We start from the raw sequence: 15,944 nt of genomic DNA, 5'->3' as shown, positions 1-15,944 counted from the left end.
TTGTCTGTAACGGATACGGTGTTGGTCTTCGTCGGGGTTCCGGTGGTGGCTGTGTTGGTCATCGCTGGGGTGGCGTACGCTGCCAGCGGTCGTGGTGTTGGTGGTGGTGGTAAGCGCTACCGGCCTGGCCGGCCCTTTGATTTCACTCCGGTGTGGTTTGTGAGTGGTCCGGAGGAGTTGGCTGATTCGGCGGGTACGGCGCTGGCTGTTGGTGTGCAGGTGTCTGCGTTGTCGGGTCGTGGGCAGGAGCAGGCCGGCCAGAGGGTGTCGGTTGGTGAGACCGGAGGCGCAAGTGACCGTTGGTGAGTTGCCGTCGTCGTCTGAGGTGGCGGCGGCGCCGGGGTTGGATGGCCCGTTCTCGACCCGTCAGTTGCTTCGGGTGGATGAGGCTATGCGTGTGGCGGATCAGAGTACGGGGTTGACCTTCTCGATTTTCGTCGGTGGTCTTGAGGAGCCGGTCCGGGAGGACGCTGAGCGGTTGCATCGTCAGTTGGCTGATCCTGACCGGTCGGTCTTGGTCGCGGTGTCGCCGAACCAGCGGCGGCTGGAGATCGTTACTGGCCGGCATGCGCGTAGGCGTGTGCCGGATACGTATGTGCGGTTGGCTGCGTTGTCGATGGTGGCGGCTTTTGGTGGCGGTGATCTGGCCGGTGGGATCGTCACCGGCCTTGACCAGTTGGCCAGCCACGCTGGTAGGGGCTGCTGAAACCTGGCACGTGCTCGGCCCGGGGCCGCTGCGCAGCGAACGCTGCGCAGCGGCCCCGGGCCGTTGCGTGTCAGCCGCTTCGGGCGTCTCGGTTCCGGGCTTTCAGGGCCCGGACGACGCCGTCGCGGCCCTCGGCGACCAGCCGCCGCAGTGGTGCTGGTTGTCCCTCGCCGGCTAGCCACCCGTCGGTTGCTGTCACGGTTTCCTCCTCGACCAGGTATGCCGGGTACGCCAGCAGGGCGAATTCCTGTGCCGGCTCACTGTCTCGGCTGGCCCAGACCTGCGCGATGGTGGCGAAGTACCGCTCCCGGTAGGGGCGGACCAGCTCGACCTGCGTCGGGTGAGCGAAGCCCTGCAACAGCGCACGGTGCCGCCAGTTCGGCAGCGGCTCCGGACCGGTCAACCGGGCCCAGACGGCTGCCTTGTTCTCCGGCGTCGGCACGAGCGCGTGGGCGTGCGCGGCTTCCCGCTCGCCGCTGGCAGTGCGGTCGGTGGCCAGCTCCGCCTCGATGTCATCGGGGCCGGCCGCGCCGTTGGTCACCAGCGCGGTCAGCACAGTCCACCGCAGCTCGGTGTCCATGCGCAGGCCGGATGGCACGCCGTTCCCCTCCAGCCAGCCGCGCAACGTCGCCAGGTCCTCACCCGACCGAACGGCGGCGGCGTACGCCCGAGCCCAGGCGAGCTGGAAGCCGCTGCCCGGCTCGGCGGCAGCGAGGGCGGTCTTCGCGGTCCGGGCCAGGTCGGCCCAGCCGCTCGGTGCCCACGTCGGGTCGGCGTAGAAGGTGAGCGCCGTGGTGACCTGCCGTAGGGTGGCGGTGACCAGGTTGATGTCGGTCTCGGCGGGGAGGCCGGCGAGTACCAGCGCCACGTAGTCCCGGGCGGCCAGCTCGGCGTCGCGGATCATGTCCCACGCGGCAGTCCAGCACAGCGCCCGCGCCAGCGACGACTCGAAGCCGGTGATGTGCTGCACCACGGTGGCCATCGACCGCTCGTCGAGCCGCAGCTTGGTGTAGGTCAGATCGTCGTCGTTGAGCAGCAGCACGTCTGCGGCGGGAACCCCGGCCAGCTCGGTCAGCTCGGTCGTCTCGCCGACGACGTCAACCTCCAACCGCTCGCGGCGGACCAGCCGGCCGTCGGTGCGGTCGTAGAGGCCGACCCCGATCCGGTGGGTACGCAGGGTCGGGTGGTCGGCCGGCGCCTCCTGGCGGACCACAACCCGCTGATAGCTGCCGTCGGCGCCGATCGTCACCTCCGGGCGCAGCGTGTTCACCTGGGCGGTCTCCAGCCACTGGGTGGCGAACTTGCGCAGCTCTCGCCCGGAGGCCGCCTCCAGCTCGGAGAGCAGGTCGTCGAAGGTGGCGTTACCCCAGGCGTGCTTGCGGAAGTACGACCGGAGCCCGGCCACGAACGGCTCCTCGCCCACGTACGCGACGAGCTGCTTGAGCACGCTCGCGCCCTTGGCGTACGTGATCCCGTCGAAGTTGACCTCGACCGCCTCCAGGTCCGGCATCTCGCAGTAGACCGGGTGGGTGGAGGAGAGCTGGTCCTGTCGGTAACCCCAGTTCTTCCGGACGGAGAGGAAGGTGGTCCACGCCTCGGAGAAACGGGTCGCGTGGGTGTTGCACCAGTGGCTGGCCCACTCGGCGAACGACTCGTTCAGCCAGAGGTCGTTCCACCAGCGCATGGTGACCAGGTCGCCGAACCACATGTGCGCCAGCTCGTGCAGGATAGTGTTGGCGCGCTGCTCGTACTCGAAGTCGGTGACCTGGGACCGGAAGATGTACGCCGACTCGGCGTGCGTGACGCAGCCGAAGTTTTCCATCGCGCCCGCGTTGAAGTCCGGCACCCAGAGCTGGTCGTACTTGGGCAGCGGGTACCGAATGTCGAACTGGGCGTGGAAGAAGTCGAAGCCCTGCTTCGTGATCAGGAAGAGATCGTCGGCGTCCAGGTACTGTGCCATCGACGCGCGAACGAAGACGCCCAGGTCGATGCCGTCGTGGCTGTCCCGCACCTCGTGGTAGGGCCCGGCGCAGAGCGCGGTGATGTAGGTGCTCATCCGCACCGACTCCACGAAGTGGACCGTCTTGCGGCCCTCGCCGGCCGGCTCCTCCCGCTCCACCGGCATGTTGGAGACGACCTTCCAGTGCTCCGGCACGGTGGCATGCCAGGTGTAGACACTCTTCAGGTCGGGTTGGTCGAAGGCCGCGTAGACCCGTTGCGCGTCCGCCGTCTCGAACTGGCTGTAGAGGTAGGTCTCGCCGTCGACCGGATCCACCGTCCGGTGTAGCCCCTGACCACTGTTGGAGTACGCGAAGTCCGCATCCACCACGAGCGTGTTCTCGGCGGCCAGGTCGGGCAGGGTGAGCCCCTCCTCCGCCGACCAGCCACCCAGCTCCAGCGGGGAGCCGTTCAGGGTGGCCGACCGGACCGAATGCGCGGCGACCTCGATGAAGGTACTCGCACCCGGCTCACTGCACCGGAACCGGACCTCGGTCCGGGACCGGAACGTGTGGCCTTCGGCCTGCACTGCGTTTGACAAGTCCAGGTTGATGTCGTATCCGGTCACCTCGAGTAGCCGGCTTCGCTCGGCGGCCTCCGCCTGCGTCAGGTTGCGCACTCCCGGCACTGTTCGTCTCCATCTCTCGTCTCGCCGCACGCCGACCGCGGCGTCGTCGGGCAACCGCTCGTAGCGGTCGCGCGAGTCGAGTCTTACACGCACCCGGGCCGGTGGGTGGGCCAGGTTACGGTCTCATTTCGTGTTGTACCTGGGAACTTGCGGCGAGGATCGGTGCAGGCGCCGAGAATCGGCGCACCGGTCGTGAAGGGACTTGACTGTGAGTGAGCGTGTCACTGTCAACATGTGGTTCGACCCGATCTGCCCGTGGGCGTGGATCACCTCTCGTTGGCTGCTGGAGGTCGAGCGGGTCCGGGCGGTGGACATCCGCTTCCACGTGATGAGCCTGTCTGTGCTCAACGAGGGCCGGGACCTGCCCGCGGAGTACCAGGCGCTGATGAAGTCCGGGTGGGGTCCGGTTCGGGTCTGTGTCGCCGCCGGGCAGCGGTACGGCACCGGGGTGCTGCGGGATCTGTACACCGCGCTCGGTAACCGGATCCATCTCCAGTCCGAGCAGCTCACCGGGGAGCTGTTCACCGCTGCCCTGACCGACGCCGGACTGGATCCGGAGTTGGCCGGAGCCGCCGACAGCACCGAGTACGACGGCGCGCTGCGCGCCAGCCACGAGGCGGGTATGCGGCCGGTCGGCACCGACGTCGGCACCCCCGTCATCCACGCCCCGGGCCCGGACGGGAACCCGGTCGCCTTCTTCGGCCCGGTCGTCACTCCGGCTCCCCGGGGCGAGGCCGCCGGCCGGCTGTGGGACGGCGTCCTGCTGGTCGCCGGCACGCCCGGGTTCTTCGAACTCAAGCGCTCCCGCGAGCTCGGCCCCATCTTCGACTGAGTGCGAGGCGGGCCCCGAGCATCGCCGGGTGGATGGCAGGGGCCCGCAGCACCGTCGATGCCGGCGGGTTGCTCCGGTGCACGGCGGGTGGGCCCGGGCACCGGAGGTGAGTGATACCGGTAGCGTCAGCGGGCATGACAGTCGCCCACCCAATCGCCCGGGCCTGGATCACCACTGGCGGCACCGGCGCGCAGAACTACGACGAGTTCGCCGACGACGCGGAGATCACCTCGATCATTGAGGTGAATCCGCACAGCGCCCTCGGCATCGAGATGCCGCACCGCGCCCCGGAGAGTCGGGGGAAGACGTTTCTCGAAGCGCTCCCGGAGGCGGTAGCCCGGCTCGCCGAGGCGAAGGCGGCGGGGAGCTACACCCCCGCCGAGCAGGTGGTGGTCCTCTACCGGATCAGCGCCCCACAGGAAGAGTCCGGCTATGGGCTGTTCGTCATGGTCGATACCGACCAGATCTCCACCAGCGCCGCCGAGCCGGGTCTGGTCATCCGCAACGAGGATGTCTTCATCGCCAAGGTGCGCGAGCGGGTGGCCTTGGCCGAGGCGCTGGGGCATCTGCTCTCGCCGGTGCTCCTGCTGCAGACCGGCCGCGGCGACGAGCTGCACACCGCCCTCGCGGCGGCGGCAGACCGGGCCGGGGCGCCAGCCGCGACCGACACCGACCAGGCCGGGCGGACGCACGCCATCTGGCTGGTTGGTCCGGGCGAGCAGCAGGACGAGCTGACCGCCCTGGCCGGCGGCGGTGAGCTGGTCGTCGCCGACGGCAACCACCGCAGCCTCGCGGCCCAGACCGGCGGGCTACCGCGCTTCCTGGCCGTGGTCACCACGCCGGCCTCGGTCGCCATCGCCCCGTACAACCGGTTGGTGGACGAGCTCACCACCAGCCCGGATGAGCTGATCGACCGGCTTCGCTCCGCCGGCGCCCACGTCGAGCCGATCGACGGCCCGGTCGAGGTCCCGGCGGCCGGCGGCACCATCCACCTCCGGCTCCCCGATGCGGCGTACGCCGTACGCCTGCCCCAGGTCGGCGCGGGGCGCCTGGAGAACCTGGACCATGCCCTGGTCGAGCGGTTGTTGCTGCGGGACGCGTTGGGGCTGGACCCGGGCAACAAGCGGATCACCTATGTCGGCGGCGACTACCCGGCGAGCTGGCTCACCGGTGAGGTCGACGCCGGCCGCGCCGAGCTGGCCGTGCTCGTCGCACCGGTGACCGTGGACGACTTCGTCGCGGTGAACCTGGCGCGGGAGAAGATGCCCCGCAAGAGCACCTGGTTCACCCCGAAGGCCCGGGGCGGACTGGTCGTCGCCGAGTTGCTGCCCGGACAGCGCGGAAGATAGGCGCATCCACCCGGGCTGTCGGCCGTCTTTCCGGACTGTGCCGAAGGTGTCTCCGACCGACCCGCGAGCGTCGGTCGGAGACACGCCCTGTCAGACTGCCCAGTATGCGTGTCTACCTGGGATCCGACCACGCCGGTTTCGAGCTGAAGGCGCACTTGGCCAACCACTTGGCCAAGGAGGGGTACGACGTGGTTGACGTCGGCCCGCACGCCTACGACCCGGACGACGACTATCCGGCATTCTGCCTACACACCGGCGACCGGGTGGTTGCCGACCGGGGTAGCCTCGGCGTGGTTATCGGGGGCTCCGGCAACGGTGAGCAGATCGCTGCGAACAAGGTCGATGGTATCCGGGCCGCGCTGGCCTGGAGCATCGATACCGCACACCTGGCCCGGGAGCACAACAACGCCAACATCGTCGCGATCGGCGCGCGGCAGCACACCCTCGATGAGGCCACCGCCATCATCGAGGCGTTTCTGACCACCCCGTTCTCCGGAGGTCAGCGTCACGTCCGCCGCATCGACCAGGTGGCCGACTACGAGCGCACCCGGAAGCTCCCGGACCTGCCCTGAACCGGGCCGTTCACCGACGGGGGAGGTCCTCGCGCGGAACCCAGTTCCGGCGGACCAGGACTACCCGGGCCTCCGCCTCCGCCAGGTCCTGCTCCGTCGGTTGGGTGGCGTCCCGAGCCCGCATCGCCGCGGTCACGCTCACCTGCGACGAGCCGGCGCCGACCAGGCCCCGCAGCCCGCGTTCGCTCTCCTCGGCACCGCCCCGGCGGACTCGGGCCGGTCGGCCGCCGCTCTGCCCCCCGGCCGTTGTCCGGGCCGGGTTCGGGCTCTCGACGGTGCGGTCAGCGGGTTGCCGGTGCCGCCGTCGTCGCTCCACGTCACCCATCAACTGACCGTACCCCGCGGCGTCAGAAGATCTCCATGGCGGCGGGAGCCCGGTGCCAACCGAAGGCGGGCCCAGCGGTGGCCAGGGCACCGGGCCGCAGTTCCCGAACCCGGCCGGCAGCGGCTAGTTGACCCAGTTCGGTCCCGCCCAGGTACAGCTCACCGAGGGCCCGGATGTCGCAGGCCAGGTCGGCTGCCCCGGCGCTGGGTACGCAGGTGGCCCCGTCCGGCCCGCCGGTCAGCCGCCACCGGCCGGTGTTCTCCGGCAGCAGGTCGTCGGTGACCTCCAGCACCACGTCAACCGAGGTCGCGTACCGTCGGGCGGAGAGGGCCACCGGCAGATCCACCACCCGCAGCCAGAGGGCGTCGGTCAGCCGCGCGTCGAGCCGGCGTGGCTCGTTGAGCAGCCGCAGCAGCGGGTCGTCCAGCGGTATGCCGCGCAGCGTGAGCCGGCGGGTCAGGTCGAGGGTGAGCAGCAGGCGCCACATCGCCAGAAGGGCGGCCGGATCGCCGCTCACCACCTCGTCAACCATGGTGACGGCTTTCGGTCCGACCGCGTCCCAGGCGTTGCGGGTGCGAAAGAGCGCGTACCCGTTGACGCCGTCGGAGCCCTCGTGCAGCAGAGCTCGACGTTCGGTGGCCCCCTCCCGGCGGGCGGCCGGGTCGGCGAGGACAAAGTTCCACCACACCCCGCTGCGGCTGGACCAGCCGGGCCGGTCGGGCCGAACCCGGTCGTAGACCCGGGCCAGCTCGGCCCGGCAGCGCGCCGGCTTGGTCAGGCGGAGACGACCTTCAGCGGCGGTGGGCCCGGGCAGGCGTAGCTCGGTGGTCTCACACTCCACCGTTAACTGCTGGCAGGCCAGGCCGTACCCGAAGCGTGGGTAGATCCGTCCTTCGCTGGCCCACAGCAGCGCGACCGGCTCGGCGCCGGCGTCGCGTACGTCGCGGAGCTGCCGCCGCATCAACTCGGTGAGCAGGCCACGGCGGCGGTGCGTCGGTGCCACTGCGACCATGCTGACGTGCGTTGCGGGCAGGCGCGCCCCCGGTACGGTCAGTTCGCGGGTGAAGGCGGTGGCGGTCGCCACCGGCTCGGCGTCGTCGCGGACGACCAGGGTGCGCTCGAGCTCCAGGACGCCCCACTGAACGGCCTGTGACTCGGCGTCCAAGCTGCTGTGGAAGAGGCTGCCGAGTAGCTCGCCCAACTCTTCGAGATCCTCGGTACGGGCGACGCCGAAGTCCGGTACGAAGGTCATGTCTTCGTGTCTAGCGCATTGAGCTGGGTCGGCAGGCCCGGTGACCGTGGCGGACCCACATTTGTGTGCTGGCTACCCTCGATAGTCAGACGGGGCCTGCCGGTCCCCGTCCGGTCCAGGGGAGGGACGACATGGCCGACCAGACGCAACCGTGGGCCGAGCGGACCGTCGAGGTGCCGCCGCAGCCAGGCGTCGGGGTGCCGCCGCAGCGGGGAGCTGGGGTGCCGCCGCAGCCGGAGGTCGGGGTGCCGCCGCAGCCGGATGCCTTTCAGCGGGGGGTGGCCTCGGTGGGGCAGACCGATGCCCGTCGGACCACACCGTTCCCGATGATCGAGCAGGAGGAGGTCGGGGCGGGCTGGCCGGAGGCGCGGGCTCCGCGTCGGCCACTGAGCTGGCACCTCGCGCAGCTCCGCCCGGGCCGGGAGTGGAGCGCCGGCGGAGCGCTTTTCGCGTTCGTCTGTTGGGGGATCTGGGCGATTTCGGGTGGCGGCAACCTCGCCGCGCCATTGTTGATCTTTGTGCTGAGTCTGCTGGTCGCGGCCGGGCTGTTCGCCCTCGCCCGGCTGGTTGGCCGGGTGGTGCTGGAGCAGCGTCTGGGCCGGGTTCGGCGCGGCGCCCGCGGCGCGCACCTGGTGACGGCCGTCTTTCTCGTCAGTCTCGGCTTCGGATGGCTCAACCAGACCGAGTGGGTGGTTTCGTTTTGGAGCTGGATCACCAACAGCTGACGGGCGGGTCTTTCGTCGCCGATCTGCGTCGGCGTTGAACGGGGCTCGGGAGAGTCGGTCGGCTCAGCCTGGAGCTGAACTCGAGGAACCCCGTGCCGTGTGCATCAGTGGCCGGGCTGGTAGCTGCGGTTGACCGTGCCCAGCTACCTGCGCACGGGAACTGCCGTCAGCTTTTGACCGGTCTTACCGAATCCGGTCTTACCAAATAGAGCGTCGACCACATCGCTCCTGTTGCCGGTGTGGCCCGCACCGACCAGGAGCGGCGGATCTGGCTCCAGCTGTGGTGACCTCTGCGCTCTATGCGCTGCGGGTGGCGGCCAGCTAACCGCCGCCCACCTCGCTGTTGACCACCCCGAATCCCGTGGCGGTCTCGATCGTGGGTCGGCATCGTGGCCCTGGCCGGTCGGGCGGTTGTTGCTGTAGCTCCGGGTCGAACAGCGGTGAGCGTTGCCGGCGGGGGTGGGGACTGCTAGGCTTTCACGTGTAAGAAAAAGATGACACGTGAAGGGGTCTTGTGGCAGTGGGCGGACCGACCGGAGACGACCTGGTCGAGATGCTGGCGGCTCTGGCCAACCCGATTCGACTACGCATTGTTGCGACCTTGGCCGGCCGCCGTGACTACGTGAGCCAGCTGGCCCGCGAGATTGGGGTGAGTCGTCCACTCCTACACATGCATCTACGGCGGCTGGAGGCGGCAGGTCTGATCACCGGCCGGCTCGAGCTCTCCGACGATGGCAAAGCGATGAAGTACTACGAAGTCACCGACTTCGACCTGCACCTGACCGCATCGACGGTGGCCGAGGCGGCCCAGAGCCTTACTCGGCCGGACCCAGGAAAGGGTCCCGCACCCAAGGAGTCAACGTAATGGACCTGCTTGGAGGGGAAATGTCCTGGCCAACGACAGTCTTCCTGCTGGTCGTGGTCATCGTGGCGGCCTTTCTGGTCGCCTTGGTCATCGTCGGGCTGTTCGAAGGCCGAAAAGAGAAGCGGGCAGCTGCCCGCGCAGACGACCTGCGTCAGCTCGTGCACCGGTTCGAGAAGCTCGCCGAGAACACTCTCGACGCCCAGCAGCGAAGCGCCGTTGACCTCGCCGAGCTACGAACCCGTACGGCATCGATCGAACAAATACTACGCAGCGTGGAATGAGAGGGAACCGATGAAAGGCATCCGTTTCTACGCGTACGGCTCGTCTGAGGTCCTCACCCTTGAGGATCTCGAGATGCCTGCCGTCGGTGAGGACGACGTGCTGGTCCGGGTGCGGGCCGCCTCGGTCAACCCCGTGGACTGGCACATGATGCGCGGCAGCCCGTACATCACCCGGGCCCAGGGTGGGCTGAAGCGCCCCAAGGCGAACACGCTTGGGCACGACCTGGCCGGACAGGTCGAAGCAGTGGGCAGTAACGTCACCACGCTCCAGGTAGGAGATGAGGTGTTCGCCCTGCAGCAGGGGGCGTTCGCCGAGTACGTCACGATGCGCCACGACGCCGGAGTGCTGAAGAAGCCGGCCAGCCTGACCCCGGAACAGGCCGCTTCCGTTCCGGTGGCCGCACTCACCGCCTACCAGGCGCTACGCCACCACGGGCGGCTACGACCCGGTCAGCGACTCCTGGTCAACGGTGCGGCGGGCGGCGTGGGCACCTTCGCCGTGCAGATCGGGAAGGCGCTGGGAGCCGAGGTGACCGGGGTCTGCAGCAGTCGGAACGTCGAGCTGGTCCGTGACCTGGGCGCCGACCACGTCATCGACTACACCAAGGAGGAGTTCACCCGCCGCGGACAACGCTACGACGTGCTCCTCGACAACGTCGGTAACCACCCGCTCCTCGCCTGCCGACGCATGCTCACCCCGCGGGGCACACTCATCCTGAACAGCGGTTCGGGCGACGGGTTGCTCGGCCCCCTGGCTCGCGTGCTCCGTGGGTTCGCCCTGTCGCCGTTCGTACGGCAACGCCTGGTGTTCTTCGTGGCGAGCCCCAAGCGGGACGACCTGGCAGCGCTTTGTGATCTTCTCGAATCCGGGAAGGTCACCCCGGTCCTCGACCGGACCTACCCCCTGAGTGAGGTGTCCGAGGCGATCAGCTACCTCGAGGAAGGCCACGCCCGGGGAAAGGTCATCATCACCGTCTGACCGTCCCGTTCACCCCTCGTTCGCGTACGCAGAGGTGGTGATCGGTAAGCGTGCCGCGGCGTACGCCGAAGTGGATGATGCCGTACGGCACGAGGGAGCCGAACAGTACGGCGAGCAGGCCCCAACCGAGTCCGGCAGACCACAACGGCGCGGTGGCGTGGAGGGCGACGGCGAGTGGCATGGCCGTCGCCCACACCGCCGGCGCGAACACCTCCGTGACCGTACGAGCGAATCACCTCGACGTTGGGTGAGGGACGGCTACATCGGTAGATCCGACCACGGAGCTTCCTACCTCTTGACTTCTTCGGCGGTGCCACTGGCGGGGTGCGGGGAACGCGCCAGCGGCCATCCCCGGCGAATGGTAGGCCCGGGCCACCGGAACGGCGGCACCGGGACCGCCTCGGGGCGGGCGGCGGTCCCCACGAAACGACGTCGTCGATCTGGATGATCGCCGCGTTGAGTCGCCCCTGGGGCGCGGGCAAGGTGGCTCATTCCGGTGGTCAGGGCCGGAAGGTGTGGAGCGGGCGACGGGAATCGAACCCGCACCGTCAGTTTGGAAGACTGAAGCTCTGCCATTGAGCTACGCCCGCGACGCCCCCGTGTGGAGGTGCGCCGACAGCGTACCCAATGCCGCCGATCTCCGCGTAGCCCGCCCATGGCTGTGGTCGGGAAACGAACCTCGGGCGTAGGCCGGGCAGGCTCGGGGGAGTACTGCTCCCGGGCAGCGCGGTGCGACCGGACGGGTTGCCGCTGCCGCTACCCCGAGCCGGCCGGTGGGCTCCATCGGTCGACCCCACGGCGGAACACGTGATCGGATGTGGCCCCGGGGAACTATGCGGTGGCGTGGACGGCATAGACTGCATCCCGCCACGGGGTGTGGCGCAGCTTGGTAGCGCACTCGCTTTGGGAGCGAGGGGCCGTGGGTTCAAATCCCGCCACCCCGACTGTCGTTCGCGGCCGGGTCGACCCGGGTGCCGCCGTTCTACGTGTGGTTCCCGGGCACTGCCTGCAGGCCGTACCGGCTCGCCTACACTCGATGGGCTGTAGACAGCGCCCAGACCACCAAGATCCGTCAAGGAGTACGCCTGTGAAGAGCACCGTCGAGACTCTGAGCCCGACGCGCGTGCGGCTCGCCATCGAGGTGCCGTTCGTCGAGCTCGAGCCGAGCCTCAAGAAGGCGTACCGGGAGATCGGCCAGCAGGTCCAGGTTCCCGGCTTCCGTCGGGGCAAGGTTCCGGCCGCCGTGATCGATCAGCGGGTCGGCCGGGGCACCGTGCTCAACGAGGCGGTCCAGGAGGCCATCCCGCAGAACATCCTCTCGGCGGTGCGCGAGCACGATCTGAAGACGCTGGGCCGCCCCGAGGTCGAGATCACCGAGTTCGCGGACGGTGACTCGCTCAACTTCACCGCCGAGGTGGACATCCGGCCGGAGCTCAACCTCCCCGACCTGTCGACGGTCGAGGTGACCGTTGATGAGCTGAAGATCGATGACAGCGAGATCGATGAGCAGGTGCAGAGCCTGCGAGAGCGGTTCGCGACGCTGAAGACCGTCGAGCGGGCGGCTGGCGAGGGCGACTTCGTGCAGATCGACCTGAACGCGACCGTCGACGGCGAGGAGGTCCCCGGCGGCTCGGCGACCAACCTCTCGCACGAGGTCGGCAGCAAGCAGCTCCTGCCGGGCCTGGACGAGGCCGTCGTCGGCCTGGCGGCCGACGCGAGCACCACCTTTACCACGCAGCTGGTCGGCGGGGACTACGCCGGCCGCGACGCCGAGGTCTCGGTGACCGTCCGTACGGTCAAGGAGAAGGAGCTGCCGGAGCTGAACGACGAGTTCGCCGAGATGGCGAGTGAGTTCGACACCATGGCGGAGCTTCGCGACGACGTACGCGAGCGGGCGACCCGGAGCAAGCGCCTCGAGCAGATCTACGCCGCGCGGGACAAGGCCCTCGAGCAGATTGTCGAGGCGGCCGAGGTGCCGGCGCCGGAGGGCGTTGTCCGCGAGGAGGTCGAGAGCCGCAAGGCGGCGATGGTGGATCAGCTCGAGCGGATCGGTGCCTCGATGGAGGAGTACCTCACGGCCGAGGAGAAGACCGAGGAGCAGATCAACACTGAGCTGACCGAGGCGGCCACCCAGGGCGTGAAGATCCAGCTCCTGCTGGACAGCGTCGCCGACGCGGAGGAGGTTCAGGTCTCCGACGACGAGTTCGGCCACGAGATCGTGCACCGGGCGCAGCGCGCCGGAGTGGCTCCGCAGCAGTTCTACGACCAGCTGGTCCGCTCCGGTGCCGCCGGTGCGGTCTACGGTGACGTCCGGCGGGGTAAGGCCCTGGCCTCGATCATGGATCGCATCACGATCAAGGACGCCGCTGGCGAGGCGGTCAGCCTCGACGCCCTGCGCGCCGAGAACGAGGCCGCGCACGCCCACGCGGAATGATCGTAGGTTTCGGCCGCCGTCCCCGCCGTTGGCTGGGGCGACGGCCGAAACCTGTTTTCAGGTACGCCTGACCGGGGCTGCGCTGAGAGCGAACAGGGTCCCGACCGGGGTTCTGCCACTCGGTCGAGCCGTTAGTGTCGGGTAGGACGGTACGGAGAGCGAAGGGCTGCCATGACCGACATGCATATCCCGCCGACGCCGCTCCGGGCGATCGACGCCCGCGGTGGCGACAACATTGGCAACCTCGACGACTCGGTCTACAACCGGTTGCTCAAGGAACGGATCATCTTCCTGGGCAGCGAGGTGACCGACCAGGTCGCCAACCGCATCTGCGCGCAGCTGCTGTTGCTCGCCGCGGAGGACCCGGACCGCGACATCAACCTCTGGATCAACTCGCCGGGCGGCTCGGTCTACTCGGGCATGGCGATCTACGACACGATGCAGTTCATCGACAATGACGTGTCCACCGTGGCGATGGGGATGGCGGCCTCGATGGGCCAGCTGCTGCTCTGCGCCGGCACCAAGGGCAAGCGGTACGCCCTGCCGCACGCCCGGATCATGATGCACCAGCCGTCGGGTGGCATGGGCGGTACCGCCTCGGACATCGCTATCCAGGCGGAGCAGATGCTCTACACCAAGCGGATGTTCCAGGAACGGGTCGCCTTCCACACCGGCCAGAGCCAGGCGCAGATCGAGGCGGACTCGGACCGTGACCGTTGGTTCACCGCCCTGGAGGCCATGGAGTACGGCTTCATCGACAAGGTGATCACCGGGGCCGCCCAGGTTCCGGAAGGCGCCGGGACCCTGAGCTGAGCGAGGAGCTGACGATGACCGACCTGAGCCTGCCGCCGCAGTTCGCGGCTGTGCACAACCGCTATGTCCTGCCGTCATTCGTCGAGCGCACGTCGTACGGGGTGAAGGAGTCCAACCCGTACAACAAGCTCTTCGAGGATCGGATCATCTTTCTCGGGGTCCAGGTGGATGACGCGTCGGCCAACGACGTGATGGCCCAGCTGCTCACGCTGGAGGGCACGGACCCGGACCGCGACATCATCATGTACATCAACTCGCCGGGTGGCTCGTTCACGGCCATGACGGCGATCTACGACACCATGCAGTACGTCCGGCCGGACATTCAGACGGTGTGCCTGGGGCAGGCGGCCAGTGCGGCGGCGGTGCTGCTCTCGGCCGGCACGCCCGGTAAGCGGATGGCACTGCCGAATTCGCGGATCATCATCCACCAGCCTGCCACGGAGGGGGGCTACGGGCAGGGATCGGATATCGAGATCCAGGCCCGGGAGATTCTGCGGATGCGTACCCAGCTGGAAGAGATGCTCTCCCGGCACTGCAACCAGCCGGTGGAGAAGGTCCGTAAAGATATCGACCGAGACAAGATTATGACGGCCGAGGAGTCCCGCGAGTACGGGTTGGTCGACACCATCCTCACGAGCCGTAAGAAGGGCTTGCTGGCTGCCAACGCCGCCAACTGAGCCCGATCACGTCAGAGGTCGGCCGGGGGTAGCCTCGACCGACCTCTGACACACCCGTTTTAGGGGTCGGAGAAACCCGCGCCAGCGGGTAACGTCAGGTCTGTACCGCTTCGCCGGTCGAGCCGGCGGGTAGCTGAGATGGGCGGCGCGCGGTGTCCGGGGGCCATGGCCGGATCGCTGGCCGACGAGTGCAGGGAGACTGTAGGTGGCACGGATCGGTGACGGCGGCGACCTGCTGAAGTGCTCCTTCTGTGGGAAATCGCAGAAGCAGGTCAAGAAGCTTATCGCTGGTCCCGGTGTCTATATCTGCGACGAGTGCATCGATCTCTGTAACGAGATCATCGAGGAAGAGCTGGCCGAGTCGGGCGAAGTGAAGTGGGAAGAGCTTCCCAAGCCGATGGAGATCTGTCAGTTCCTCGATAATTACGTCGTGGGTCAGGCGCAGGCCAAGAAGGCTCTCGCCGTCGCGGTCTACAACCACTACAAGCGGATCCAGGCCGAGGCGGCCGGCCTTCCCAGCGCGGACAGCGTTGAGTTGGCCAAGTCCAACATTCTGCTGCTTGGTCCCACCGGGTGCGGCAAGACCCACCTGGCGCAGACCCTGGCCCGGATGCTCAACGTGCCGTTCGCCATCGCGGACGCGACTGCCCTGACCGAGGCCGGATACGTCGGGGAGGACGTCGAGAACATCCTCCTCAAGCTGATCCAGGCTGCCGACTACGACATCAAGCGCGCCGAGACCGGGATCATCTATATCGACGAGGTCGACAAGATCGCGCGTAAGTCGGAGAATCCGTCGATAACTCGCGATGTGTCCGGCGAGGGGGTGCAGCAGGCGCTGCTCAAGATGCTGGAGGGGACGGTGGCGAACGTTCCGCCCCAGGGTGGCCGCAAGCATCCGCATCAGGAGTTCATCCAGATCGACACCACCAACGTGCTCTTCATCTGCGGCGGTGCCTTCGCCGGCCTCGACCAGATTATTGAGGCGCGTACCGGTCACGGTGGCACGGGTTTCGGTGCCCGGCTGCGGGCGGTCTCGGAGCGTTCGACCGATGACACCTTCAGCCAGGTGATGCCGGAGGACATGCTGAAGTTCGGCCTGATCCCCGAGTTCATCGGTCGGCTCCCGGTGATCACCAACGTTCGCAGCCTCGACCGGGAGGCCCTGGTGCAGATCCTCACCGAGCCGCGGAATGCGCTCGTTCGGCAGTACCAGCGCCTCTTCGAGTTGGACGGCGTCGAGCTGGAGTTCGAGCAGTCGGCCCTGGAGGCGATAGCCGACCAGGCGATGCTCCGTGGCACCGGGGCCCGCGGACTCCGCGCGATCATGGAGGAGGTTCTGCTCTCCGTGATGTACGAGGTGCCCAGCAACCCCGATGCGGCGCGCGTTTTGATCAATCGTGAAGTGGTGCTGGAGAACGTTAACCCGACGATCGTTCCGCGTGAGTTCACCAGCCGCCGGGCGCGGCGGGAGCGCGAGGAGAAGTCCGCGTGACCGGGGTGGCCCG

At 68.4% G+C, this 15,944-nt stretch carries 17 protein-coding genes and 2 tRNA genes; 14 read left to right on the top strand and 5 right to left on the bottom strand.

The window, feature by feature from the left end; translation table 11 throughout:
- Positions 1–18 precede the first annotated feature (18 nt).
- Positions 19–306: an aa3-type cytochrome oxidase subunit CtaJ gene (ctaJ, locus tag SALPAC6_RS0103435; protein ID WP_018252045.1), complete on the top strand. Its 288-nt coding sequence runs from the start codon at positions 19–21 to the stop codon at positions 304–306.
- Positions 293–706, top strand: a complete 414-nt coding sequence (locus tag SALPAC6_RS0103430) for a DUF5130 family protein (protein ID WP_018252044.1) — start codon at positions 293–295, stop codon at positions 704–706. Before ctaJ ends, SALPAC6_RS0103430 begins: the two co-directional genes overlap by 14 nt.
- 70 nt (positions 707–776) lie before the next feature.
- On the opposite strand, the gene pepN is transcribed toward SALPAC6_RS0103430, so the two are convergent.
- Positions 777–3,323 carry an aminopeptidase N gene (pepN, locus tag SALPAC6_RS0103425; RefSeq protein ID WP_018252043.1) on the bottom strand — a complete coding sequence of 849 codons (2,547 nt, stop codon included), beginning with the start codon at positions 3,321–3,323 and terminating at the stop codon, positions 777–779.
- 217 nt (positions 3,324–3,540) lie between these two features.
- Between pepN and SALPAC6_RS0103420 the strand changes: the two genes are divergently transcribed.
- From SALPAC6_RS0103420 to SALPAC6_RS0103410, 3 genes are all read left to right on the top strand, one after another.
- A complete protein-coding gene (locus tag SALPAC6_RS0103420; protein ID WP_018252042.1) occupies positions 3,541–4,164 on the top strand; it encodes a mycothiol-dependent nitroreductase Rv2466c family protein in 624 nt (207 codons plus the stop codon).
- A gap of 134 nt (positions 4,165–4,298) precedes the next feature.
- On the top strand, positions 4,299–5,513 hold the full coding sequence (locus SALPAC6_RS0103415; protein WP_018252041.1) for a DUF1015 family protein: 1,215 nt from the start codon (positions 4,299–4,301) through the stop codon (positions 5,511–5,513).
- 104 nt (positions 5,514–5,617) lie between these two features.
- Positions 5,618–6,085 (top strand): ribose-5-phosphate isomerase, encoded by a 468-nt coding sequence (locus tag SALPAC6_RS0103410; RefSeq protein WP_018252040.1) that lies wholly within the window; start codon positions 5,618–5,620, stop codon positions 6,083–6,085.
- Between the two features lie 10 nt (positions 6,086–6,095).
- On the opposite strand, the gene SALPAC6_RS0103405 is transcribed toward SALPAC6_RS0103410, so the two are convergent.
- Both SALPAC6_RS0103405 and SALPAC6_RS0103400 read right to left on the bottom strand, forming a co-directional pair.
- Entirely contained in the window at positions 6,096–6,410 is a 315-nt protein-coding gene (locus SALPAC6_RS0103405) for a hypothetical protein (protein WP_018252039.1), read from the bottom strand.
- 22 nt (positions 6,411–6,432) lie between these two features.
- On the bottom strand, positions 6,433–7,662 hold the full coding sequence (locus SALPAC6_RS0103400) for a GNAT family N-acetyltransferase (protein WP_018252038.1): 1,230 nt from the start codon (positions 7,660–7,662) through the stop codon (positions 6,433–6,435).
- A 131-nt stretch (positions 7,663–7,793) separates the two neighbouring features.
- Here SALPAC6_RS0103400 and SALPAC6_RS0103395 point away from each other — a divergent pair, with 131 nt between their 5' ends.
- The 4 genes from SALPAC6_RS0103395 to SALPAC6_RS0103380 all read left to right on the top strand — a co-directional run bounded on the left by SALPAC6_RS0103395 (position 7,794) and on the right by SALPAC6_RS0103380 (position 10,512).
- Positions 7,794–8,387: a hypothetical protein gene (locus SALPAC6_RS0103395; RefSeq protein ID WP_018252037.1), complete on the top strand. Its 594-nt coding sequence runs from the start codon at positions 7,794–7,796 to the stop codon at positions 8,385–8,387.
- 514 nt (positions 8,388–8,901) lie between these two features.
- Positions 8,902–9,252: an ArsR/SmtB family transcription factor gene (locus SALPAC6_RS0103390; RefSeq protein WP_033666882.1), complete on the top strand. Its 351-nt coding sequence runs from the start codon at positions 8,902–8,904 to the stop codon at positions 9,250–9,252.
- Positions 9,252–9,533, top strand: a complete 282-nt coding sequence (locus SALPAC6_RS0103385) for a hypothetical protein (RefSeq protein ID WP_033666881.1) — start codon at positions 9,252–9,254, stop codon at positions 9,531–9,533. The genes SALPAC6_RS0103390 and SALPAC6_RS0103385 overlap by 1 nt, the downstream gene beginning before the upstream one ends.
- Positions 9,534–9,543: 10 nt before the next feature.
- Positions 9,544–10,512 (top strand): NAD(P)-dependent alcohol dehydrogenase, encoded by a 969-nt coding sequence (locus SALPAC6_RS0103380; RefSeq protein WP_018252034.1) that lies wholly within the window; start codon positions 9,544–9,546, stop codon positions 10,510–10,512.
- On the opposite strand, the gene SALPAC6_RS0103375 is transcribed toward SALPAC6_RS0103380, so the two are convergent.
- Both SALPAC6_RS0103375 and SALPAC6_RS0103370 read right to left on the bottom strand, forming a co-directional pair.
- Positions 10,502–10,723, bottom strand: a complete 222-nt coding sequence (locus SALPAC6_RS0103375; RefSeq protein WP_018252033.1) for a hypothetical protein — start codon at positions 10,721–10,723, stop codon at positions 10,502–10,504. The two genes, SALPAC6_RS0103380 and SALPAC6_RS0103375, sit on opposite strands and share 11 nt — an antisense overlap.
- 305 nt (positions 10,724–11,028) lie before the next feature.
- Positions 11,029–11,102, bottom strand: a tRNA-Gly gene (locus SALPAC6_RS0103370).
- 280 nt (positions 11,103–11,382) lie between these two features.
- On the opposite strand from SALPAC6_RS0103370, the gene SALPAC6_RS0103365 reads away from it, so the two are divergent.
- The 5 genes from SALPAC6_RS0103365 to clpX all read left to right on the top strand — a co-directional run bounded on the left by SALPAC6_RS0103365 (position 11,383) and on the right by clpX (position 15,931).
- A tRNA-Pro gene (locus SALPAC6_RS0103365) sits at positions 11,383–11,456 on the top strand.
- A 143-nt stretch (positions 11,457–11,599) separates the two neighbouring features.
- Positions 11,600–12,946, top strand: coding sequence for a trigger factor (tig, locus tag SALPAC6_RS0103360; protein WP_018252032.1), 1,347 nt, complete (start codon positions 11,600–11,602; stop codon positions 12,944–12,946).
- A gap of 171 nt (positions 12,947–13,117) precedes the next feature.
- Positions 13,118–13,759 (top strand): ATP-dependent Clp protease proteolytic subunit, encoded by a 642-nt coding sequence (locus SALPAC6_RS0103355; RefSeq protein ID WP_018252031.1) that lies wholly within the window; start codon positions 13,118–13,120, stop codon positions 13,757–13,759.
- Between the two features lie 14 nt (positions 13,760–13,773).
- A complete protein-coding gene (locus SALPAC6_RS0103350; RefSeq protein WP_018216646.1) occupies positions 13,774–14,436 on the top strand; it encodes an ATP-dependent Clp protease proteolytic subunit in 663 nt (220 codons plus the stop codon).
- Positions 14,437–14,641: 205 nt separating this feature from the next.
- A complete protein-coding gene (gene clpX, locus SALPAC6_RS0103345) occupies positions 14,642–15,931 on the top strand; it encodes an ATP-dependent Clp protease ATP-binding subunit ClpX (protein ID WP_018252030.1) in 1,290 nt (429 codons plus the stop codon).
- Positions 15,932–15,944 lie beyond the last annotated feature (13 nt).

The sequence above is a fragment of the Salinispora mooreana genome, from assembly GCF_000379065.1.
Taxonomy (GTDB): domain Bacteria; phylum Actinomycetota; class Actinomycetes; order Mycobacteriales; family Micromonosporaceae; genus Micromonospora; species Micromonospora mooreana.
This window is presented reverse-complemented; position numbering and strand designations above follow the sequence as displayed.